This window comes from Pseudomonas sp. MWU16-30316 (assembly GCF_020515645.1).
Classification (GTDB): Bacteria; Pseudomonadota; Gammaproteobacteria; order Pseudomonadales; family Pseudomonadaceae; genus Aquipseudomonas; species Aquipseudomonas cerasi.
Genome location: NZ_JAIZAZ010000001.1, coordinates 10571 through 30316, shown reverse-complemented (window position 1 = coordinate 30316; position 19746 = coordinate 10571). Strand labels below are relative to the sequence as shown.

Annotated in this window: 28 protein-coding genes; all 28 read right to left on the bottom strand. The window is 55.0% G+C overall.

The genetic code is table 11. The features are described from left to right. Window positions 1-129 precede the first annotated feature (129 nt). Window positions 130-246 carry a 50S ribosomal protein L36 gene (rpmJ, locus tag LCH65_RS00210; RefSeq protein ID WP_002555468.1) on the bottom strand — a complete coding sequence of 39 codons (117 nt, stop codon included), beginning with the start codon at window positions 244-246 and terminating at the stop codon, window positions 130-132. A 28-nt stretch (window positions 247-274) separates the two neighbouring features. Next, window positions 275-1609, bottom strand: coding sequence for a preprotein translocase subunit SecY (gene secY / locus LCH65_RS00205; RefSeq protein ID WP_002555469.1), 1335 nt, complete (start codon window positions 1607-1609; stop codon window positions 275-277). Then, the gene (gene rplO / locus LCH65_RS00200; protein ID WP_002555470.1) at window positions 1610-2044 is read right to left on the bottom strand and encodes a 50S ribosomal protein L15; all 435 of its coding nucleotides are present in this window, start codon (window positions 2042-2044) and stop codon (window positions 1610-1612) included. Window positions 2045-2047: 3 nt separating this feature from the next. Continuing rightward, window positions 2048-2224 (bottom strand): 50S ribosomal protein L30, encoded by a 177-nt coding sequence (gene rpmD / locus LCH65_RS00195; protein WP_002555471.1) that lies wholly within the window; start codon window positions 2222-2224, stop codon window positions 2048-2050. Window positions 2225-2226: 2 nt separating this feature from the next. Beyond that, complete coding sequence (rpsE, locus tag LCH65_RS00190; RefSeq protein WP_003317099.1) at window positions 2227-2727, bottom strand: 30S ribosomal protein S5; 501 nt, start codon at window positions 2725-2727, stop codon at window positions 2227-2229. Window positions 2728-2730: 3 nt separating this feature from the next. Next, on the bottom strand, window positions 2731-3081 hold the full coding sequence (gene rplR, locus LCH65_RS00185) for a 50S ribosomal protein L18 (RefSeq protein ID WP_002555473.1): 351 nt from the start codon (window positions 3079-3081) through the stop codon (window positions 2731-2733). Window positions 3082-3091: 10 nt separating this feature from the next. Beyond that, window positions 3092-3625, bottom strand: coding sequence for a 50S ribosomal protein L6 (gene rplF / locus LCH65_RS00180; RefSeq protein ID WP_003369019.1), 534 nt, complete (start codon window positions 3623-3625; stop codon window positions 3092-3094). A 12-nt stretch (window positions 3626-3637) separates the two neighbouring features. After that, complete coding sequence (gene rpsH / locus LCH65_RS00175) at window positions 3638-4030, bottom strand: 30S ribosomal protein S8 (protein WP_002555475.1); 393 nt, start codon at window positions 4028-4030, stop codon at window positions 3638-3640. Window positions 4031-4244: 214 nt separating this feature from the next. Beyond that, on the bottom strand, window positions 4245-4550 hold the full coding sequence (rpsN, locus tag LCH65_RS00170; RefSeq protein ID WP_002555476.1) for a 30S ribosomal protein S14: 306 nt from the start codon (window positions 4548-4550) through the stop codon (window positions 4245-4247). A 13-nt stretch (window positions 4551-4563) separates the two neighbouring features. After that, complete coding sequence (gene rplE / locus LCH65_RS00165; protein WP_002555477.1) at window positions 4564-5103, bottom strand: 50S ribosomal protein L5; 540 nt, start codon at window positions 5101-5103, stop codon at window positions 4564-4566. 20 nt (window positions 5104-5123) lie between these two features. Further along, on the bottom strand, window positions 5124-5438 hold the full coding sequence (rplX, locus tag LCH65_RS00160; protein WP_003317102.1) for a 50S ribosomal protein L24: 315 nt from the start codon (window positions 5436-5438) through the stop codon (window positions 5124-5126). A gap of 11 nt (window positions 5439-5449) precedes the next feature. Continuing rightward, entirely contained in the window at window positions 5450-5818 is a 369-nt protein-coding gene (rplN, locus tag LCH65_RS00155) for a 50S ribosomal protein L14 (protein WP_002555479.1), read from the bottom strand. A 23-nt stretch (window positions 5819-5841) separates the two neighbouring features. After that, complete coding sequence (rpsQ, locus tag LCH65_RS00150; RefSeq protein WP_002555480.1) at window positions 5842-6108, bottom strand: 30S ribosomal protein S17; 267 nt, start codon at window positions 6106-6108, stop codon at window positions 5842-5844. A 2-nt stretch (window positions 6109-6110) separates the two neighbouring features. Then, window positions 6111-6302, bottom strand: a complete 192-nt coding sequence (rpmC, locus tag LCH65_RS00145) for a 50S ribosomal protein L29 (RefSeq protein WP_002555481.1) — start codon at window positions 6300-6302, stop codon at window positions 6111-6113. Then, window positions 6302-6715, bottom strand: a complete 414-nt coding sequence (gene rplP / locus LCH65_RS00140; RefSeq protein ID WP_002555482.1) for a 50S ribosomal protein L16 — start codon at window positions 6713-6715, stop codon at window positions 6302-6304. Before rplP ends, rpmC begins: the two co-directional genes overlap by 1 nt. Window positions 6716-6727: 12 nt before the next feature. Next, window positions 6728-7414, bottom strand: coding sequence for a 30S ribosomal protein S3 (gene rpsC / locus LCH65_RS00135; protein ID WP_003176422.1), 687 nt, complete (start codon window positions 7412-7414; stop codon window positions 6728-6730). 13 nt (window positions 7415-7427) lie between these two features. After that, a complete protein-coding gene (rplV, locus tag LCH65_RS00130) occupies window positions 7428-7760 on the bottom strand; it encodes a 50S ribosomal protein L22 (protein ID WP_002555485.1) in 333 nt (110 codons plus the stop codon). Between the two features lie 13 nt (window positions 7761-7773). Then, complete coding sequence (gene rpsS / locus LCH65_RS00125) at window positions 7774-8049, bottom strand: 30S ribosomal protein S19 (protein ID WP_002555486.1); 276 nt, start codon at window positions 8047-8049, stop codon at window positions 7774-7776. Window positions 8050-8065: 16 nt separating this feature from the next. Further along, window positions 8066-8890: a 50S ribosomal protein L2 gene (rplB, locus tag LCH65_RS00120; protein WP_003317104.1), complete on the bottom strand. Its 825-nt coding sequence runs from the start codon at window positions 8888-8890 to the stop codon at window positions 8066-8068. 14 nt (window positions 8891-8904) lie between these two features. Next, entirely contained in the window at window positions 8905-9204 is a 300-nt protein-coding gene (rplW, locus tag LCH65_RS00115) for a 50S ribosomal protein L23 (protein ID WP_002555488.1), read from the bottom strand. After that, a complete protein-coding gene (rplD, locus tag LCH65_RS00110; RefSeq protein WP_002555489.1) occupies window positions 9201-9803 on the bottom strand; it encodes a 50S ribosomal protein L4 in 603 nt (200 codons plus the stop codon). Before rplD ends, rplW begins: the two co-directional genes overlap by 4 nt. A 12-nt stretch (window positions 9804-9815) precedes the next feature. Then, the gene (rplC, locus tag LCH65_RS00105; protein ID WP_002555490.1) at window positions 9816-10451 is read right to left on the bottom strand and encodes a 50S ribosomal protein L3; all 636 of its coding nucleotides are present in this window, start codon (window positions 10449-10451) and stop codon (window positions 9816-9818) included. An 81-nt stretch (window positions 10452-10532) separates the two neighbouring features. After that, window positions 10533-10844, bottom strand: coding sequence for a 30S ribosomal protein S10 (gene rpsJ / locus LCH65_RS00100; protein WP_002555491.1), 312 nt, complete (start codon window positions 10842-10844; stop codon window positions 10533-10535). 141 nt (window positions 10845-10985) lie between these two features. Further along, window positions 10986-12179 (bottom strand): elongation factor Tu, encoded by a 1194-nt coding sequence (gene tuf / locus LCH65_RS00095; RefSeq protein ID WP_003369027.1) that lies wholly within the window; start codon window positions 12177-12179, stop codon window positions 10986-10988. 31 nt (window positions 12180-12210) lie between these two features. Beyond that, entirely contained in the window at window positions 12211-14316 is a 2106-nt protein-coding gene (gene fusA / locus LCH65_RS00090) for an elongation factor G (protein WP_003369029.1), read from the bottom strand. A 30-nt stretch (window positions 14317-14346) separates the two neighbouring features. Further along, window positions 14347-14817, bottom strand: a complete 471-nt coding sequence (gene rpsG / locus LCH65_RS00085; protein ID WP_002555493.1) for a 30S ribosomal protein S7 — start codon at window positions 14815-14817, stop codon at window positions 14347-14349. 122 nt (window positions 14818-14939) lie between these two features. Next, a complete protein-coding gene (gene rpsL / locus LCH65_RS00080; protein WP_002555494.1) occupies window positions 14940-15311 on the bottom strand; it encodes a 30S ribosomal protein S12 in 372 nt (123 codons plus the stop codon). A gap of 199 nt (window positions 15312-15510) precedes the next feature. Then, complete coding sequence (gene rpoC, locus LCH65_RS00075) at window positions 15511-19710, bottom strand: DNA-directed RNA polymerase subunit beta' (protein ID WP_003431814.1); 4200 nt, start codon at window positions 19708-19710, stop codon at window positions 15511-15513. Window positions 19711-19746 lie beyond the last annotated feature (36 nt).

The following is a 19746-nucleotide window of genomic DNA, read 5'->3' as shown; positions in this document are numbered from 1 at the left end:
CAGTGGGACTCCAATTGACAGCTACCTACGCCCCGGAAGCCAAGAAATAGGGCGCGAGATAATATCGCTGTAGTAACAAATAATCAACCCAGCAGCGCACTAGCTGCTGGGCTTAAGCACAAATCACAATCAGCCTTGGCGCTGCTTATGACGTGGTTCCGCGCTGCAAATTACTCGAACCACACCTTCGCGGCGGATAATCTTGCAGTTACGGCACAGCTTTTTCACCGATGCACGAACTTTCATCACCAACTCCTCGAACCTTAGGGGTGCTTCAGCGCAGCATACCGCCGCTGCCACCGTAGCCCTTCAGGTTGGCTTTCTTCATCAGGGATTCATACTGGTGCGAAACGAGGTGAGATTGCACTTGCGACATAAAGTCCATCACAACCACGACCACGATCAGCAACGAGGTCCCGCCAAGGTAGAACGGTACGTTTGCCGCGACCACCAGGAACTGGGGAAGCAGACACACGGCCGTCATATATAGAGCACCGAACATGGTCAAGCGAGTCAAAACGCCATCAATATAGCGTGCCGACTGCTCACCTGGACGAATACCCGGAATAAAGGCACCGGACTTCTTCAGGTTTTCCGCTACATCTTTCGGATTGAACATCAACGCCGTATAGAAGAAGCAGAAGAAAATAATCCCTGCACTAAACAGCAGAATATTCAACGGCTGACCAGGAGCGATCGACTGCGAGATGTCCTGCAACCAGCCCAGACCTTCAGACTGACCGAACCAGGACCCCAACGAAGCCGGGAACAGCAAAATGCTGCTCGCGAAAATGGCCGGTATTACACCAGCCATGTTCACTTTCAGCGGCAAGTGGCTGGTCTGCGCAGCGAAGACCTTGCGGCCCTGCTGACGCTTGGCGTAGTGAACAGCGATACGACGCTGACCACGCTCAATGAACACCACAAAACCGATGATCGCTACCGCCAGCAAACCGATTGCAACCAGAGCGAAGATATTGATATCACCCTGACGTGCAGACTCGAAAGACTGCCCTATTGCTCTCGGAAGACCGGCGACGATACCTGCGAAAATCAACATCGAGATACCGTTGCCGACACCGCGCTCGGTGATCTGCTCGCCCAGCCACATCATGAACATCGCACCTGCCACGAAGGTAGTTACGGCCACAAAGTGGAAACCCAGGTCCCCAGAAAACGCGACCCCCTGACTCGCCAGACCAACGGACATGCCGATAGCTTGGACCAGAGCCAGGACAACGGTGCCATAGCGGGTGTACTGGCTTATCTTGCGACGGCCAGCTTCACCTTCCTTCTTCAACTGCTCCAGCTGCGGGCTGACGGCGGTCATCAACTGCATGATGATCGATGCCGAAATGTACGGCATGATCCCCAGTGCAAAGATGCTCATCCGTTCCAGCGCGCCGCCGGAAAACATGTTGAACAAGCTAAGAATGGTCCCCTCATTCTGTCGAAACAGTTCTGCGAGTCGGTCCGGGTTGATACCTGGAACCGGGATGTGTGCGCCTATTCGGTAGACGATAATCGCCAGGAACAGAAAACGCAGACGAGCCCAGAGTTCAGACATACCGCCTTTGCCGAGCGCTGAGAGAGCACCTTGCTTAGCCATTTATTCCTCGAACTTGCCGCCAGCTGCTTCGATAGCCGCACGCGCACCTTTGGTGGCGGCGATACCCTTGATAGTGACAGCGCGAGTAACTTCGCCCGACAGCATGATTTTCACACGCTGAACGTTCTGGTTAATCACGTTGGCATCTTTCAGGGACTGCACAGTTACGATGTCGCCTTCCACTTTAGCCAGCTCGGACAGACGCACTTCTGCGCGGTCCATGGCCTTCAGGGAAACGAAACCGAATTTTGGCAGGCGACGATGCAGCGGCTGTTGGCCGCCCTCAAAGCCCGGAGCAATAGTGCCACCGGAGCGGGAGCTTTGACCTTTGTGGCCACGGCCACCGGTCTTGCCCAAACCACTACCGATACCACGGCCCGGACGATGCTTTTCGCGACGGGAACCCGGCGCTGGACTCAGATCATTGAGTTTCATCGATTAACCCTCGACTCGCAGCATGTAGTAAGCCTTGTTGATCATCCCGCGATTTTCGGGAGTATCCAGGACTTCTACAGTGTGACCGATGCGACGCAGACCCAAACCCTTAATGCACAATCTGTGATTAGGGATGCGGCCGGTCATGCTTTTGATCAGCGTTACTTTAACGGTAGCCATGATCAGATGATCTCCTCAACACGCTTGCCACGCTTGGCAGCGATCGACTCAGGAGACTGCATGCCCTTCAAACCCTTGAACGTAGCGTGAACCACGTTTACCGGGTTAGTCGAACCGTAGCACTTGGCCAATACGTTCTGGACACCAGCAACTTCCAGCACTGCGCGCATTGCGCCGCCAGCGATGATACCGGTACCTTCAGAAGCAGGCTGCATGTACACCTTGGAGGCGCCATGAGCAGACTTCATCGCGTACTGCAGGGTAGTGCCGTTCAGATCAACCTGAATCATGTTGCGACGAGCAGCTTCCATCGCTTTCTGGATTGCAGCAGGCACTTCACGTGACTTGCCACGGCCGAAGCCAACGCGCCCTTTACCATCACCCACTACGGTCAACGCAGTGAAAGTGAAGATACGGCCGCCTTTTACGGTTTTGGCCACGCGGTTAACTTGAACCAGCTTCTCGATGTAGCCTTCGTCGCGTTTTTGGTCGTGATTTGACATAACTTAGAACTCCAGCCCGCCTTCACGAGCAGCATCAGCCAGCGCTTTGACACGGCCGTGGTACTTGAAGCCAGAACGGTCGAAAGCGACTTGCGATACACCCGCGGCTTTCGCGCGCTCGGCGACCAGCTTGCCAACCTTAGTGGCCGCGTCGATGTTGCCAGTGGCGCCATCACGCAGTTCTTTGTCCAAAGTCGAGGCGCTTGCCAGGACTTTGCTGCCGTCGGCCGAGATGACCTGGGCATAAATGTGCTGCGAAGAGCGGTGCACGCAGAGACGCACGACTTCCAGCTCGTGCATTTTCAGGCGTGCTTTGCGAGCGCGACGCAGTCGGGTAACTTTTTTGACGGTCATTTGCTATGCCCTACTTCTTCTTGGCTTCTTTACGGCGGACGACTTCGTCCGCGTAACGCACACCTTTGCCTTTGTAAGGCTCAGGACGGCGGAAGTCGCGGATCTCAGCGGCCACTTGACCAACCAACTGCTTATCGATACCACGAATCAGGATATCGGTCTGGCTGGGGGTCTCAGCGGTGATGCCATTCGGCAATTCATAGTCCACCGGGTGCGAGAAGCCAAGTGCAAGGTTCAGGACCGTGCCTTTTGCTTGCGCCTTGTAACCAACACCGACCAGCTGGAGCTTACGCTCGAAGCCTTGGCTTACGCCCTGGACCATGTTGTTAACCAGTGCACGAGTGGTGCCTGCCATTGCGCGGGTTTGTTGATCGCCATTGCGAGCAGCGAAACGCAGCTCACCAGCTTCTTCAACAATCTCAACGGACGAATGGATGTTCAGTTCCAGAGTGCCCTTGGCACCCTTCACCGAAAGCTGCTGGCCGACGAGTTTGACTTCGACGCCGGATGGCAACTTAACGGGGTTCTTAGCTACGCGTGACATGCTTATCCCCCCTTAGAACACAGTGCAAAGCACTTCGCCACCGACACCGGCAGCGCGCGCAGCACGATCCGTCATCACACCTTTACTGGTGGAGACGATAGACACACCAAGACCGCCACGAACTTTCGGCAGATCATCGGAGGACTTGTACTGACGCAAGCCTGGGCGGCTGACGCGCTTAACCTCTTCAATGACCGGACGGCCTTCGAAGTACTTAAGCTCGATGGACAGCGAGGATTTAACTTCGCTGCTGATCTGATAACCCGCAATGTAGCCTTCGTCCTTCAGGACTTTTGCTACAGCAACCTTCAACGTGGAAGATGGCATGCTTACGACGGGCTTTTCAGCCATCTGGGCATTACGGATACGAGTTAGCATGTCCGCTAACGGGTCCTGCATACTCATGGGCTAGACGCTCCTAAAACAAAATAATTAGCCTTGCGGCTACAGCTTGATCGCCGAGAACTTCCGGGCAAGTAAAAACACGGGCTCAGGCGAGCCGGCAATTCTAGTCCTACGCCGGAAATGAATCAAGCCCCAATAGGGGCTTGATTCAAATTCAGGCTTCATGCCGACCGGTGACTTGCGCAACCGGCTGGCACGAAGCGAGAGGTGCGCCTTACCAGCTGGCTTTGACCAGACCTGGTACGTCGCCACGCATGGCTGCTTCACGCAGTTTGTTACGGCCGAGGCCGAACTTGCGGTAAACGCCGTGTGGACGACCAGTGATGCGGCAACGGTTACGCATGCGCGCAGCGCTTGCGTCACGTGGTTGCTTCTGCAGGGCTACGGTAGCTTCCCAACGCGCTTCTGGACTTGCGTTCAGATCAACGATGATTGCTTTCAGCTCTGCACGCTTCTTGGCGTACTTTGCAACGGTGAGCTGACGCTTCAGCTCACGGTTTTTCATGCTCTTCTTGGCCATTTTCCTACTCCAATCAGTTGCGGAACGGGAATTTGAAAGCACGCAGCAATGCGCGACCTTCATCATCGTTCTTGGCAGTGGTGGTCAGGGTAATGTCCAGACCGCGGAGAGCATCGATCTTGTCGTAGTCGATTTCCGGGAAGATGATCTGCTCTTTTACGCCCATGCTGTAGTTACCACGACCATCGAAGGACTTGGCATTCAGGCCGCGGAAGTCGCGAACCCGAGGCAGGGAGATCGACAGCAGACGATCCAGGAATTCGTACATACGATCGCGGCGCAGAGTCACTTTGACACCGATCGGCCAACCTTCACGGACTTTAAAGCCAGCGATGGATTTCCGAGCGTAAGTCACAACGACTTTTTGACCGGTGATCTTTTCCAGGTCAGCAACAGCGTGCTCGATGACTTTTTTGTCGCCGATCGCTTCGCCCAGACCCATGTTCAGGGTGATTTTGGTAACGCGCGGAACTTCCATCACGTTCGAAAGCTTAAGTTCTTCCTTAAGTTTCGGAGCGATTTCCTTCCGGTAAATCTCTTTTAGTCGTGCCATGGTCTTCTACCTAGCAGTGTTCAAGCATCAACCGCTTTTTGGGTCGACTTGAAGACACGAATTTTCTTGCCGTCTTCAACTTTGAAACCAACGCGGTCAGCCTTGTTGGTTGCGCCGTTGAAAATGGCGACGTTGGAAGCGTGCATTGGCGCTTCTTTCTCGACGATACCGCCCTGTACGCCCGACATCGGGTTTGGCTTGGTATGACGCTTCACCAGGTTGATCCCACCAACGACCAAACGGTCGTCAGCGAGAACCTTGAGCACCTTACCGCGCTTACCTTTGTCTTTGCCGGCGATCACGATGATCTCGTCGTCACGACGAATCTTTTGCATGTCGGATCTCCTTAGAGCACTTCTGGGGCGAGCGAGACGATCTTCATGAACTTCTCAGTACGAAGTTCACGGGTCACTGGCCCAAAGATACGGGTACCGATCGGCTCTTGCTTGTTGTTCAACAGAACAGCAGCGTTGCCATCGAAGCGGATGATGGAGCCGTCTGCACGACGAACACCGTGGCGAGTGCGGACTACAACTGCAGTCATCACTTGGCCTTTTTTCACCTTGCCGCGAGGAATTGCTTCCTTGACGGTTACTTTGATGATGTCACCGATACCAGCGTAACGACGATGGGAGCCACCCAGCACCTTGATGCACATAACGCGGCGTGCGCCGCTGTTATCGGCCACATCGAGCATGGATTGAGTCTGAATCATATAATTTCTCCGACCCCTAGCCCTTAGACTTCCACAGCGCGTTCGAGGATATCAACCAATGCCCAAGACTTGGTCTTGGCTACCGGACGAGTTTCACGAATAGTGACCTTGTCGCCGATATGGCATTGATTGGTTTCGTCGTGCGCGTGCAGCTTAGTCGAACGCTTAACGTATTTACCGTAGATCGGGTGCTTTACGCGACGCTCGATCAGAACGGTGATGGTCTTGTCCATCTTGTCGCTGACAACACGGCCAGTCAGCGTACGGACAGTTTTTTCGGCTTCAGCCATGATTACTTACCTGCCTGCTGGTTGAGCACAGTTTTCACGCGAGCGATGTCACGCTTAACTTGCGAGAGCAGATGAGACTGCCCCAACTGGCCAGTTGCTTTCTGCATACGCAGATTGAACTGGTCGCGCAGCAGGCCGAGCAGTTGCTCGTTCAGCTGCTGTGCTGATTTTTCACGAAGTTCATTCGCTTTCATCACATCACCGTCCGCTTAACAAAGGAGGTGGCGAGCGGCAGCTTTGCAGCAGCCAGGGCGAAAGCCTCACGCGCCAGCTCTTCAGTAACACCCTCGATTTCATACAGGACTTTGCCTGGCTGAATCTGGGCAACCCAGTACTCCACGTTACCCTTACCTTTACCCATCCGAACTTCGAGTGGCTTTTTGGTTACAGGCTTGTCCGGGAACACACGGATCCAGATCTTGCCGCCACGTTTAACGTGACGGGTCAGAGCACGACGCGCTGACTCGATCTGACGAGCGGTGAGACGACCACGAGCAACAGACTTCAGCGCGAACTCGCCGAAGCTGACTTTGCTACCGCGCAGTGCCAGACCACGGTTGTGGCCGGTCATCTGCTTGCGGAACTTCGTACGCTTTGGTTGCAACATTTGGCGTACCCCTTACTTAGCAGCTTTTTTACGAGGCGCTGGTGCTTGTGGTTTCAGTTCTTCTTGGCGACCACCAATTACTTCGCCTTTGAAGATCCAAACCTTTACACCGATCACACCGTAAGTGGTGTGAGCTTCGTAGTTGGCATAGTCGATGTCGGCACGCAGGGTGTGCAGTGGCACACGACCTTCGCGATACCATTCAGTACGTGCGATTTCAGCACCGCCGAGACGACCGCTCACTTGGATTTTGATGCCTTTGGCACCAATGCGCATGGCGTTCTGAACAGCGCGCTTCATAGCGCGACGGAACATTACGCGACGCTCCAGCTGCTGAGCTACGCTCTGCGCAACCAGCATACCGTCGAGCTCCGGCTTACGGATCTCTTCGATATTGATGTGCACAGGCACACCCATTTGCTTGGTCAGGTCCTGACGCAGTTTCTCAACATCTTCACCTTTCTTCCCGATAACGATACCTGGACGAGCGGTGTGGATGGTGATACGTGCTGTCTGAGCCGGACGATGGATATCGATACGGCTGACGGACGCGCTTTTTAATTTGTCTTGGAGGTACTCACGCACTTTCAGATCAGCGAACAAATAGTCCGCATAAGTCCGACCGTCTGCGTACCAGACGGAGGTGTGCTCCTTGACGATTCCCAGGCGAATGCCAATGGGATGTACTTTCTGACCCATCTCTTCGACTCCGTTACTTGTCAGCAACCTTGACAGTGATATGGCAAGACCGCTTGACGATGCGATCAGCACGGCCTTTAGCACGTGGCATGATGCGCTTCAGCGAACGCCCTTCGTTGACGAAAACGGTGGAGACCTTGAGGTCATCAACGTCTGCGCCTTCGTTATGCTCGGCGTTGGCTACAGCCGACTCCAGCACTTTCTTCAGGATCTCGGCGGCTTTCTTACTGCTGAAAGCCAACAGGTTGAGCGCTTCGCCCACCTTCTTCCCGCGGATCTGGTCGGCGACCAAGCGGGCTTTCTGGGCGGAGATTCGAGCGCCCGACAACTTAGCGGCTACTTCCATCGTTCCTTACCCCTTAACGCTTGGCTTTCTTGTCTGCCACGTGCCCACGATATGTGCGGGTACCGGCAAACTCGCCTAGTTTATGGCCGACCATGTCTTCGTTCACGAGAACTGGAACATGCTGGCGACCGTTATGCACTGCAATGGTCAAACCGACCATTTGTGGCAGGATCATCGAACGACGCGACCAGGTCTTAACTGGTTTGCGATCGTTCTTTTCCGCCGCCACTTCGATCTTCTTCAGTAGGTGAAGATCAATAAAAGGACCTTTTTTCAGAGAACGTGGCACTGTCGTATCCCTCTATTTACTTGCGACGACGGACGATCATTTTGTCGGTACGCTTATTACCACGAGTCTTCGCGCCCTTAGTCGGGAAGCCCCACGGCGATACCGGATGACGACCACCAGAGGTACGACCTTCACCACCACCATGTGGGTGGTCAACCGGGTTCATGGCAACACCACGAACGGTTGGGCGAACGCCACGCCAGCGTTTGGCACCCGCTTTACCCAGCGAACGAAGGCTGTGCTCGGAGTTCGAGACTTCACCCAGCGTTGCACGGCACTCAGACAGTACTTTACGCATTTCACCGGAGCGAAGACGCAGGGTAACGTACACACCTTCACGAGCGATCAGCTGTGCCGAGGCACCAGCGGAACGAGCGATCTGTGCGCCTTTACCTGGCTTCAGTTCGATGCCGTGTACGGTGCTACCAACTGGAATGTTGCGCAGTTGAAGAGCGTTGCCCGGCTTGATTGGTGCCAGAGCACCTGCAATCAGCTGGTCGCCAGCACTTACGCCTTTAGGGGCGATGATGTAGCGGCGCTCGCCGTCTGCGTAAAGCAGCAGAGCAATGTGAGCAGTACGGTTTGGATCGTATTCGATACGCTCGACGGTGGCAGCGATGCCATCCTTGTCGTTGCGACGGAAGTCGACCAGACGATAATGCTGCTTATGGCCACCACCGATATGACGGGTAGTAATACGACCATTGTTGTTACGACCACCAGACTTCGATTTTTTCTCGAGCAGCGGTGCGTGAGGAGCGCCTTTATGCAGCTCCTGGTTGACCACCTTGACCACAAAACGGCGGCCAGGGGAAGTCGGTTTGCATTTAACGATTGCCATGATGCACCCCTTCCTTACTCAGCACTGCTGCTGAAATCGAGATCTTGGCCTGGCTGAAGGGAGATAACTGCCTTCTTCCAGTCATTACGCTTGCCCAGACCGCGAGCAGTGCGCTTGCTCTTACCCAGAACATTCAGGGTAGTAACACGCTCTACTTTCACGCTGAACAGGCTTTCGACGGCCTTCTTGATTTCCAGCTTGGTTGCGTCAGTAGCAACCTTGAAAACGAACTGACCTTTTTTGTCTGCAAGAACCGTAGCCTTCTCGGAAACGTGCGGGCCAAGCAGAACTTTAAATACGCGTTCCTGGTTCATCCCAGCAGCTCCTCGAATTTCTTCACGGCCGACACAGTGATCAACACTTTGTCGTATGCGATCAGACTAACTGGATCGGAACCTTGAACGTCACGTACATCAACGTGCGGCAGGTTACGAGCAGCCAGGTACAGATTCTGGTCAACAGCGTCAGACACGATCAGGACGTCAGTCAGGCCCATGCCAGTCAGCTTGTTCAGCAAATCTTTGGTTTTCGGTGCTTCAACAGCGAAGTCCTGAACCACGACCAAACGATCAGTACGAACCAGTTCAGCAAGGATGGAGCGCAGAGCAGCGCGATACATCTTCTTGTTGAGCTTCTGAGTGTGATCCTGAGGACGAGCCGCGAAAGTGGTACCGCCGCCACGCCAGATTGGGCTACGGATAGTACCGGCACGAGCACGGCCAGTACCTTTCTGACGCCAAGGGCGCTTACCGCCACCACGAACGTCGGAACGGGTCTTTTGCTGCTTGCTACCCTGACGACCGCCAGCCATGTAGGCCACGACTGCCTGGTGAACCAGCGTCTCGTTGAATTCGCCGCCAAATGTCAGTTCGGAAACTTCGATTGCCTGAGCGTCATTTACATTTAATTGCATGTCAGCTTCCCCTTAACCGCGAGCCTTGGCTGCCGGACGTACAACCAGGTTGCCGCCAGTAGCGCCAGGAACAGCACCCTTGACCAACAACAGATTGCGTTCAGCGTCCACGCGCACTACTTCCAGGGACTGCACGGTCACGCGCTCAGCGCCCATATGACCGGACATTTTTTTGCCCTTGAATACACGACCAGGAGTCTGGCACTGGCCGATAGAGCCTGGGACGCGGTGGGAGACGGAGTTACCGTGGGTATTGTCTTGACCACGGAAATTCCAACGCTTGATCGTACCCTGGAAGCCTTTACCCTTGGACTGACCGGTTACATCAACCAGTTGACCAGCGGCGAAGATTTCAGCGTTGATCTGATCGCCAGCCTGGTAGTCGCCTTCTTCAAGACGGAATTCCATGACGGTACGACCGGCGGCAACGTTCGCCTTAGCGAAGTGGCCAGCCTGAGCGGCTGTAACACGCGAAGCGCGACGCTCGCCGACAGTGACTTGCACTGCACGATAGCCATCGGTTTCTTCGGTTTTGAACTGAGTGACGCGATTCGGCTCGATCTCAATGACCGTGACCGGAATGGAGACACCTTCTTCGGTGAAAATACGGGTCATACCGCATTTACGACCGACTACACCAATAGTCATGTTGTAAACCTCATGAGTGTACGGGGCTTTCACCCGCTATGGCCGCCCATTTCAGAGCGTTACACGACTAAGACCCAAGTCTTAGCCGAGGCTGATCTGAACTTCCACACCGGCCGCAAGATCAAGCTTCATAAGCGCATCAACGGTTTTTTCCGTTGGCTGAACAATGTCCAGAACACGCTTGTGAGTACGGATCTCATACTGGTCGCGCGCGTCTTTGTTGACGTGCGGAGAAACCAGAACGGTGAACCGCTCTTTACGAGTCGGCAGTGGAATCGGACCACGCACCTGTGCACCAGTACGTTTCGCGGTTTCCACGATTTCCTGGGTTGATTGGTCGATCAGGCGATGGTCAAAAGCCTTCAACCTGATACGGATTTGCTGGTTTTGCATTGGATTCAGACTCCAGATTGCTGTTCCCACCGAGCGCAATACGCCCGTTAAAAGGAGGCGCAATTCTATAGACGACCTCACTAGGTGTCAACCCAATAAAAAAGCCCCCGCGTTGCGGGGGCTCTTTTTGGGAATCAACGCTTACGCGATGATTTTGGCCACGACGCCAGCGCCGACGGTACGACCGCCTTCACGGATTGCGAAACGCAGACCATCTTCCATTGCGATTGGCTTGATCAGAGTAACGGAAACTTTAACGTTATCACCTGGCATAACCATTTCTACGCCTTCCGGCAGTTCGCAGCTACCAGTTACGTCGGTAGTACGGAAGTAGAACTGTGGACGGTAGCCTTTGAAGAACGGAGTGTGACGACCGCCTTCTTCTTTGCTCAGAACGTAGATTTCAGCTTCGAACTGAGTGTGCGGCTTGACGGTGCCTGGCTTGACCAGAACCTGGCCACGCTCAACGTCGTCACGCTTGGTACCACGCAGCAGAACGCCGCAGTTCTCGCCAGCACGACCTTCGTCGAGCAGCTTACGGAACATTTCAACACCGGTGCAGGTGGTGACGGTAGTGTCACGCAGACCAACGATTTCCAGTGGATCCTGAACCTTGACGATACCGCGCTCAATACGACCAGTCACAACAGTACCGCGACCGGAGATCGAGAACACGTCTTCGATTGGCATCAGGAACGGCTTGTCGGTCAGACGAACTGGTTCTGGAATGTAGGAGTCCAGTGTTTCAACCAGTTTACGAACGGCAGTGGTGCCCATTTCGTTGTCGTCTTTACCTTCCAGAGCCATACGAGCAGAACCGATGATGATCGGAGTGTCGTCGCCTGGGAAGTCGTAAGTGCTCAGCAGATCGCGCACTTCCATCTCAACCAGTTCCAGCAGCTCAGCGTCGTCTACCAGGTCAGCCTTGTTCAGGAAAACCACGATGTACGGAACGCCAACCTGACGGGACAGCAGGATGTGCTCACGGGTTTGTGGCATCGGACCATCAGCGGCCGAACAAACCAGAATCGCGCCGTCCATCTGGGCAGCACCGGTGATCATGTTCTTCACGTAGTCAGCGTGACCTGGGCAGTCAACGTGAGCGTAGTGACGGATCAACGATTTGTATTCAACGTGCGCGGTATTAATGGTAATACCACGAGCTTTCTCTTCCGGTGCGCTGTCGATCTTGTCGAATTCAACAGCAGCCGAACCGAAAACTTCGGAGCAGACGCGAGTCAGAGCAGCGGTCAGCGTGGTTTTACCGTGGTCAACGTGACCAATGGTGCCAACGTTGACGTGCGGGAGGGAACGATCAAATTTTTCTTTAGCCACGACAAATAACTCCTAGCCTAAAGGCGCTGAATCAGCCTTGTTTTTTGGTTACAGTTTCGACGATGTGCGACGGAGCTGTATTGTATTTTTTGAATTCCATAGAGTAGCTTGCGCGACCCTGAGACATGGAGCGAACGTCGGTCGCATAACCGAACATCTCACCCAACGGAACCTCGGCACGAATTACCTTGCCGGAAACCGTATCTTCCATACCCAGAATCATGCCGCGACGGCGGTTAAGGTCGCCCATCACGTCACCCATATAGTCTTCAGGCGTAACAACCTCTACCGCCATGATCGGCTCAAGCAACTCACCACCGCCCTTCTGGGCCAGTTGCTTGGTCGCCATGGAGGCAGCCACCTTAAACGCCATCTCGTTCGAGTCGACGTCATGGTAGGAACCATCAAACACGGTAGCCTTCAGGCCGATCAGCGGATAGCCGGCAACAACGCCGTTCTTCATCTGCTCTTCGATACCCTTCTGGATAGCCGGGATGTATTCCTTGGGAACAACACCACCTACCACTTCGTTTACGAATTGCAGACCTTCCTGACCTTCGTCAGCAGGTGCAAAACGGATCCAGCAGTGACCGAACTGGCCACGACCGCCGGATTGACGAACGAACTTGCCTTCGATTTCACAATTCTTCGTGATGCGCTCACGATAGGAAACCTGAGGCTTGCCGATGTTGGCTTCGACGTTGAACTCACGGCGCATCCGGTCAACCAGGATGTCCAGGTGCAGCTCGCCCATGCCAGAGATGATCGTTTGACCAGTCTCTTCATCAGTCTTGACGCGGAAAGACGGGTCTTCCTGAGCAAGTTTGCCCAGTGCGATACCCATTTTTTCCTGGTCATCCTTGGTTTTAGGCTCAACGGCAACCGAAATAACCGGCTCCGGGAAGTCCATGCGAACCAGGATGATTGGCTTGTCAGCGTTGCACAAGGTCTCACCAGTGGTGACGTCCTTCATGCCGATCAAGGCCGCGATGTCACCAGCGCGTACTTCCTTGATCTCTTCGCGGGCGTTTGCGTGCATCTGCACCATACGACCCACACGCTCTTTCTTGCCCTTGACCGAGTTGATCACGCCGTCGCCGGATGCCAACACGCCCGAGTAAACGCGGACGAAAGTCAAGGTACCCACGAATGGGTCGGTAGCGATCTTGAACGCCAGAGCCGAGAACGGCTCGTTGTCGTCTGCATGACGCTCCATCAGGACTTCTTCGTTATCAGGATCGGAACCCTTGATAGCTGGAATGTCGGTCGGAGCCGGCAGGTAGTCGATCACGGCGTCGAGAACCAGGGGAACGCCCTTGTTCTTGAAGGAAGAACCGCAAACAGCAAGAACGATCTCGCCAGCGATAGTACGCTGACGCAGAGCGGCCTTGATTTCCTCGTTGGAGAGTTCTTCACCTTCGAGGTACTTGTTCATCAGCTCTTCGCTGGCTTCGGCCGCAGCCTCGACCATGTTGCTGCGCCATTCGTCAGCCAGTTCCTGCAGTTCAGCAGGGATAGGCTCACGACGCGGAACCATACCCTTGTCGGCATCGTTCCAGTAAACAGCTTCCATGGACATCAGATCGATCTGACCCTGGAAGTTGTCTTCGGCGCCAATGGCCAGCTGGATCGGCACCGGGGTGTGACCCAGGCGCTGCTTGATCTGAGCGATTACGCGCAGAAAGTTCGCACCTGCACGGTCCATCTTGTTCACGTAAACGATACGTGGAACACCGTACTTGTTGGCTTGACGCCATACGGTTTCGGACTGCGGCTCTACGCCGGAAGTACCACAGAACACAACGACCGCGCCGTCGAGTACACGCAGGGAACGCTCAACTTCAATGGTGAAGTCAACGTGGCCCGGGGTGTCAATGACGTTGAAACGGTATTGATCTTTGTGTTGCTTCTCGGAACCCTGCCAGAAGGCAGTAATAGCAGCAGAAGTAATGGTAATACCACGCTCCTGCTCCTGAACCATCCAGTCCGTGGTCGCGGCGCCGTCATGCACCTCGCCCATTTTGTGGCTTTTGCCGGTGTAAAAAAGGACGCGCTCGGTGGTGGTGGTTTTACCAGCATCCACGTGAGCAACGATACCAATGTTACGGTAGCGGCCAATCGGAGTAGTACGAGCCATAAAGCCCTCGCAAAATTAGTGACGCTGAAATTAGAAGCGGTAGTGCGAGAAAGCCTTGTTGGCCTCAGCCATACGGTGCACGTCTTCACGCTTCTTGACCGCAGCACCTTTACCTTCGGCGGCGTCCAGCAGTTCGCCAGCCAAACGCAGCGCCATTGACTTCTCACCGCGCTTGCGCGCGAAGTCTACCAGCCAACGCATTGCCAGAGCATTACGACGGGACGGACGAACTTCGACAGGAACCTGGTAAGTAGCACCGCCTACACGGCGCGACTTTACTTCGACCAGCGGAGCGATGGCGTCGAGAGCTTTCTCGAAGATTTCCAGGGGGTCGCTGTTCTTACGTTCTTTAACCTTTTCCAGCGCGCCATAAACGATACGCTCGGCAACGGCTTTCTTGCCGCTTTCCATTACGTGGTTCATGAACTTGGCCAGAATCTGGCTGCCGTATTTTGGATCGTCAAGCACTTCGCGCTTGGCTGCTACGCGTCTTCTTGGCATGGATAAGCCCTCAAACGGTCTTCAGGTTAGCTCGGGACCACCATCCTGCGAGGGATGCGCCCGACCTTACTCTTATCGACTCAGAAAAATAGAAATCTGCAATTTCAAACAGAAGCCAAAAACTACTTAGGCTTCTTGGTACCGTATTTCGAGCGACCCTGGTTACGACCTTTAACGCCGGAAGTATCCAAAGAACCACGAACGGTGTGATAACGAACACCTGGCAAGTCTTTTACACGACCGCCACGGATCAGTACCACGCTGTGCTCTTGCAGGTTGTGACCTTCACCACCGATGTACGAGGAAACCTCGAAACCGTTGGTCAGGCGCACACGGCAGACTTTACGCAATGCCGAGTTAGGTTTTTTCGGCGTGGTGGTATACACACGAGTGCACACACCGCGACGTTGCGGGCAGTTCTGCAGCGCAGGTACGTCGGATTTCTCGACGATACGCTTACGCGGCTGACGTACCAGCTGGTTGATAGTTGCCATCTACTAGCTCCACTGTTGTCTTGCGACGCTATTGTCTTACAAGAAAAGCAAATGACAGGGCACAGGCCCCGCCAAATTTAGGGGTACAAGAGTCTAAAGAGGATCCCGCCCCCAGTCAAGACAAAGCCCCGACGTCCTCACCGGGCGAGGCAGCACGAAAGGTGCTGTCTGCCAGGTGAAAAATGCCGAGGCTCTGGTCTCAATTACCGCTGGAGTTCAACGCTTCCGTCAGAGCTGCTTCTACTTCGCTCGCGCTGACACGGGTCGGTTTGTCCATTTCACGACGACGCTTGCGCTCGCTGTGATAAGCCAGACCAGTACCGGCCGGGATCAGACGACCCACGACCACGTTTTCCTTCAGGCCGCGCAGGTAATCGCGCTTGCCGGTCACAGCCGCTTCGGTCAGTACGCGGGTTGTCTCCTGGAAGGAGGCCGCGGAGATGAACGACTCGGTGGACAGCGATGCCTTGGTGATACCCAGCAACACGCGAGTGAACTTGGAAACAAACTTGTCTTCCGTGCTCAAACGCTCGTTTTCTACCAGTACGTGAGTCAATTCCATCTGGTCGCCCTTGATGAAACTGGAATCGCCAGACTCGGCAATTTCAACCTTGCGCAGCATCTGACGCAGAATCGTCTCGATGTGCTTGTCGTTGATCTTCACGCCTTGCAGACGGTATACGTCCTGAATCTCGTTGACGATGTACTTGGCCAGCGCACTCACACCCAGCAGACGCAGGATGTCGTGTGGATCGCTCGGGCCGTCGGAGATAACTTCGCCGCGGTTCACTTGCTCGCCTTCGAAGACGTTCAGGTGACGCCACTTCGGAATCAGTTCCTCGTACGGATCGCTACCGTCGTTCGGGGTAATGACCAGACGGCGCTTGCCCTTGGTCTCTTTACCGAATGCGATGGTACCGCTGACTTCTGCAAGGATCGACGCCTCTTTCGGACGACGCGCTTCGAACAGGTCGGCAACACGCGGCAGACCACCGGTGATGTCACGAGTCTTCGAAGTTTCCTGCGGAATACGAGCGATAACATCACCGATCGCGATCTGCGCACCGTCAGCAACACCAACAAGGGCGTTGGCCGGCAGGAAGTACTGGGCCGGTACGTCAGTACCAGGCAGCAACAGATCCTTGCCATCCAGACCGACCATCTTCACAGCAGGACGGATGTCCTTGCCGGCAGCCGGGCGGTCTTTGGCGTCGAGCACTTCAATGTTGGTCATACCGGTCAATTCGTCTGTCTGACGCTTGATCGTGATGCCTTCTTCCATGCCTACGTAGGTAACAGTACCTTTCATCTCGGTGACGATTGGGTGAGTGTGCGGATCCCACTTGGCCACGATAGAGCCAGCGTCGACCTTGTCGCCTTCCTTCACCGAAATCACTGCACCGTATGGCAGCTTGTAACGCTCACGCTCGCGACCGAAGTCATCTGCGATTGCCAGCTCACCGGAGCGGGATACCGCAACCAGGTGACCGTCAACACGCTCGACGTGCTTCAGGTTGTGCAGACGGACAGTACCGCCATTCTTCACCTGAACGCTGTCGGCTGCCGAGGTCCGGCTTGCCGCACCACCGATGTGGAACGTACGCATTGTCAGCTGGGTACCCGGCTCACCGATCGACTGTGCAGCGATTACGCCGACAGCTTCACCGATGTTGACCTGATGACCGCGTGCCAGGTCGCGACCGTAGCACTTGGCGCAGATGCCGTAGCGGGTTTCGCAGCTGATTGGCGAACGAACGATGACTTCGTCGATGCTGTTCAGCTCGATGAACTCGACCCACTTCTCGTCTACCAGCGTGCCAGCAGGCACGATGACATCTTCTGTGCCCGGCTTGAATACGTCACGGGCGATGACTCGACCCAGTACGCGCTCACCCAGCGGCTCCACAACGTCACCGCCTTCAATGTGCGGTGTCATCAGCAGACCGTGCTCGGTACCGCAGTCAACCTCGGTAACCACCAGATCCTGAGCGACGTCTACCAGACGGCGTGTCAGATAACCGGAGTTAGCGGTTTTCAGTGCGGTATCCGCAAGACCCTTACGAGCACCGTGAGTAGAGATGAAGTACTGAAGTACGCTCAAACCTTCACGGAAGTTCGCAGTGATCGGCGTTTCAATGATGGAGCCGTCAGGCTTGGCCATCAGACCACGCATACCGGCCAGCTGACGGATCTGGGCAGCAGAACCACGCGCCCCGGAGTCAGCCATCATGTACATCGAGTTGAAGGATTCCTGATCAACTTCGACGCCGTGACGGTCGATAACACGCTCTTTGGACAGGTTCGACATCATCGCTTTCGAGACTTCGTCGTTCGCCTTGGACCAAAGGTCGATTACCTTGTTGTACTTCTCGCCCTGGGTTACCAGGCCGGAGGCGTACTGACTTTCGATCTCTTTAACTTCTTCGGTAGCCGCGTCGATGATGCGAGCTTTTTCATCAGGGATAACGAAGTCGTTAACGCCGATGGAAACACCCGAAATGGTCGAGTAGGCAAAACCGGTGTACATCAACTGGTCAGCGAAGATAACGGTCTCTTTCAGGCCAACCACGCGATAGCACTGGTTGATCAGCTTGGAGATCGCCTTCTTCTTCATCGGCTGGTTGACAACGTCGTAGGACAGGCCGGCCGGAACCACCTGGAACAGCAGCGCACGGCCGACAGTGGTGTCGACGATACGGGTGTTCTTGACGCTGCCACCATCACGGTCGTTGACCGTTTCGTGGATACGAACCTTGACCTTGGCGTGCAGAGCCGCTTCGCCGGCGCGGAATACGCGGTCGACTTCCTGCAGATCCGCAAATACACGACCTTCGCCCTTGGCGTTAATCGCTTCGCGGGTCATGTAGTACAGACCCAGTACAACGTCCTGCGAAGGAACGATGATTGGCTCACCGTTGGCTGGCGACAGAATGTTGTTGGTCGACATCATCAGTGCACGGGCTTCGAGCTGAGCTTCCAGCGTCAGAGGCACGTGAACGGCCATCTGGTCACCGTCGAAGTCGGCGTTGTACGCAGCACAGACCAGCGGGTGCAGCTGAATAGCCTTACCTTCGATCAGTACCGGTTCAAACGCCTGGATGCCCAGACGGTGAAGCGTTGGCGCACGGTTCAGAAGCACCGGGTGTTCGCGAATCACTTCAGCGAGAACGTCCCAGACCTCTGGCAGCTCGCGCTCGACCATCTTCTTGGCAGCTTTGATGGTCGTGGCCAGGCCACGCATTTCCAGCTTGCCGAAAATGAACGGCTTGAACAGCTCGAGAGCCATCTTCTTCGGCAGACCGCACTGATGCAGACGCAGGGTCGGACCTACGGTAATTACCGAACGACCCGAGTAGTCAACACGCTTACCGAGCAAGTTCTGACGGAAACGACCCTGTTTACCCTTGATCATGTCAGCCAGGGATTTCAGAGGACGCTTGTTGGAACCTGTGATCGCACGACCGCGACGGCCGTTGTCGAGCAGTGCATCGACCGCTTCCTGCAGCATGCGCTTTTCGTTGCGCACGATGATATCGGGAGCGGACAGATCCAGCAGGCGCTTCAGACGGTTGTTACGGTTGATCACTCGACGATACAGGTCGTTGAGGTCGGACGTCGCGAAACGGCCACCGTCAAGCGGAACCAGAGGACGCAGATCTGGCGGCAGAACCGGCAGAACGGTCAGCACCATCCACTCAGGGAGGTTGCCGGAACCCTGGAAGGCTTCCATCAATTTCAGACGCTTGGACAGCTTCTTGATTTTGGTTTCGGAATTGGTTTGCGGAATTTCTTCGCGCAGGCGGCCAATTTCGTGCTCCAGGTCAATAGCGTGCAGCAGCTCGCGGACAGCCTCGGCACCCATGCGGGCATCGAAGTCGTCACCGAACTCTTCAAGCGCTTCGAAGTACTGCTCGTCGTTCAGCAGCTGACCTTTTTCAAGGGTAGTCATGCCTGGATCGATAACGACATAGCTCTCGAAGTAGAGAACACGTTCGATATCACGCAGGGTCATGTCCATCAGCAAACCGATACGGGACGGCAGCGATTTCAGGAACCAGATGTGAGCAACCGGCGAAGCCAGCTCGATGTGAGCCATGCGCTCGCGACGAACCTTGGCCAGTGCTACTTCAACACCGCATTTTTCGCAGATGACACCACGGTGCTTCAGGCGCTTGTACTTACCGCACAGGCACTCGTAATCTTTTACCGGGCCAAAGATCTTGGCGCAGAACAGACCGTCACGCTCAGGCTTGAACGTACGGTAGTTGATGGTTTCCGGCTTTTTAACTTCACCGAACGACCAAGAGCGGATCATCTCAGGCGATGCAAGTCCGATACGGATTGCGTCGAACTCTTCGACTTGACCCTGGTTTTTCAGCAAATTCAGTAGGTCTTTCAAGGCTTTTCCTCCTGGCGGAGCAGGGAGCAGGCAATA

Excerpts from the sequence above, each read along its gene's own strand:
- rplO (WP_002555470.1), bottom strand. The coding sequence starts at position 2,044 with ATGAAACTCAATGATCTGAGTCCAGCGCCGGGTTCCCGTCGCGAAAAG.
- fusA (WP_003369029.1), bottom strand. The coding sequence starts at position 14,316 with ATGGCTCGTACTACTCCGATTGGCCGCTACCGTAACATTGGTATCGTT.
- rpsL (WP_002555494.1), bottom strand. The coding sequence starts at position 15,311 with ATGGCAACTATCAACCAGCTGGTACGTCAGCCGCGTAAGCGTATCGTC.
- rpsQ (WP_002555480.1), bottom strand. The coding sequence starts at position 6,108 with ATGGCTGAAGCCGAAAAAACTGTCCGTACGCTGACTGGCCGTGTTGTC.
- rplD (WP_002555489.1), bottom strand. The coding sequence starts at position 9,803 with ATGCAATTAAATGTAAATGACGCTCAGGCAATCGAAGTTTCCGAACTG.
- rpsJ (WP_002555491.1), bottom strand. The coding sequence starts at position 10,844 with ATGCAAAACCAGCAAATCCGTATCAGGTTGAAGGCTTTTGACCATCGC.
- rplX (WP_003317102.1), bottom strand. The coding sequence starts at position 5,438 with ATGCAAAAGATTCGTCGTGACGACGAGATCATCGTGATCGCCGGCAAA.
- rpsG (WP_002555493.1), bottom strand. The coding sequence starts at position 14,817 with ATGCCAAGAAGACGCGTAGCAGCCAAGCGCGAAGTGCTTGACGATCCA.
- rpsH (WP_002555475.1), bottom strand. The coding sequence starts at position 4,030 with ATGAGTATGCAGGACCCGTTAGCGGACATGCTAACTCGTATCCGTAAT.
- rpmC (WP_002555481.1), bottom strand. The coding sequence starts at position 6,302 with ATGAAAGCGAATGAACTTCGTGAAAAATCAGCACAGCAGCTGAACGAG.
- rpsC (WP_003176422.1), bottom strand. The coding sequence starts at position 7,414 with ATGGGTCAGAAAGTACATCCCATTGGCATTCGCCTGGGAATCGTCAAG.
- rplP (WP_002555482.1), bottom strand. The coding sequence starts at position 6,715 with ATGTTGCAACCAAAGCGTACGAAGTTCCGCAAGCAGATGACCGGCCAC.
- rplC (WP_002555490.1), bottom strand. The coding sequence starts at position 10,451 with ATGACTATTGGTGTAGTCGGTCGTAAATGCGGTATGACCCGTATTTTC.
- rpsN (WP_002555476.1), bottom strand. The coding sequence starts at position 4,550 with ATGGCCAAGAAGAGCATGAAAAACCGTGAGCTGAAGCGTCAGCTCACC.
- secY (WP_002555469.1), bottom strand. The coding sequence starts at position 1,609 with ATGGCTAAGCAAGGTGCTCTCTCAGCGCTCGGCAAAGGCGGTATGTCT.
- rplW (WP_002555488.1), bottom strand. The coding sequence starts at position 9,204 with ATGAACCAGGAACGCGTATTTAAAGTTCTGCTTGGCCCGCACGTTTCC.
- rplR (WP_002555473.1), bottom strand. The coding sequence starts at position 3,081 with ATGACCGTCAAAAAAGTTACCCGACTGCGTCGCGCTCGCAAAGCACGC.
- rpmJ (WP_002555468.1), bottom strand. The coding sequence starts at position 246 with ATGAAAGTTCGTGCATCGGTGAAAAAGCTGTGCCGTAACTGCAAGATT.
- rplF (WP_003369019.1), bottom strand. The coding sequence starts at position 3,625 with ATGTCACGCGTAGCTAAGAACCCCGTTAAGTTGCCATCCGGCGTCGAA.
- rplE (WP_002555477.1), bottom strand. The coding sequence starts at position 5,103 with ATGGCACGACTAAAAGAGATTTACCGGAAGGAAATCGCTCCGAAACTT.
- rplV (WP_002555485.1), bottom strand. The coding sequence starts at position 7,760 with ATGGAAGTAGCCGCTAAGTTGTCGGGCGCTCGAATCTCCGCCCAGAAA.
- rpmD (WP_002555471.1), bottom strand. The coding sequence starts at position 2,224 with ATGGCTACCGTTAAAGTAACGCTGATCAAAAGCATGACCGGCCGCATC.
- rpsE (WP_003317099.1), bottom strand. The coding sequence starts at position 2,727 with ATGTCAAATCACGACCAAAAACGCGACGAAGGCTACATCGAGAAGCTG.
- rplN (WP_002555479.1), bottom strand. The coding sequence starts at position 5,818 with ATGATTCAGACTCAATCCATGCTCGATGTGGCCGATAACAGCGGCGCA.
- rplB (WP_003317104.1), bottom strand. The coding sequence starts at position 8,890 with ATGGCAATCGTTAAATGCAAACCGACTTCCCCTGGCCGCCGTTTTGTG.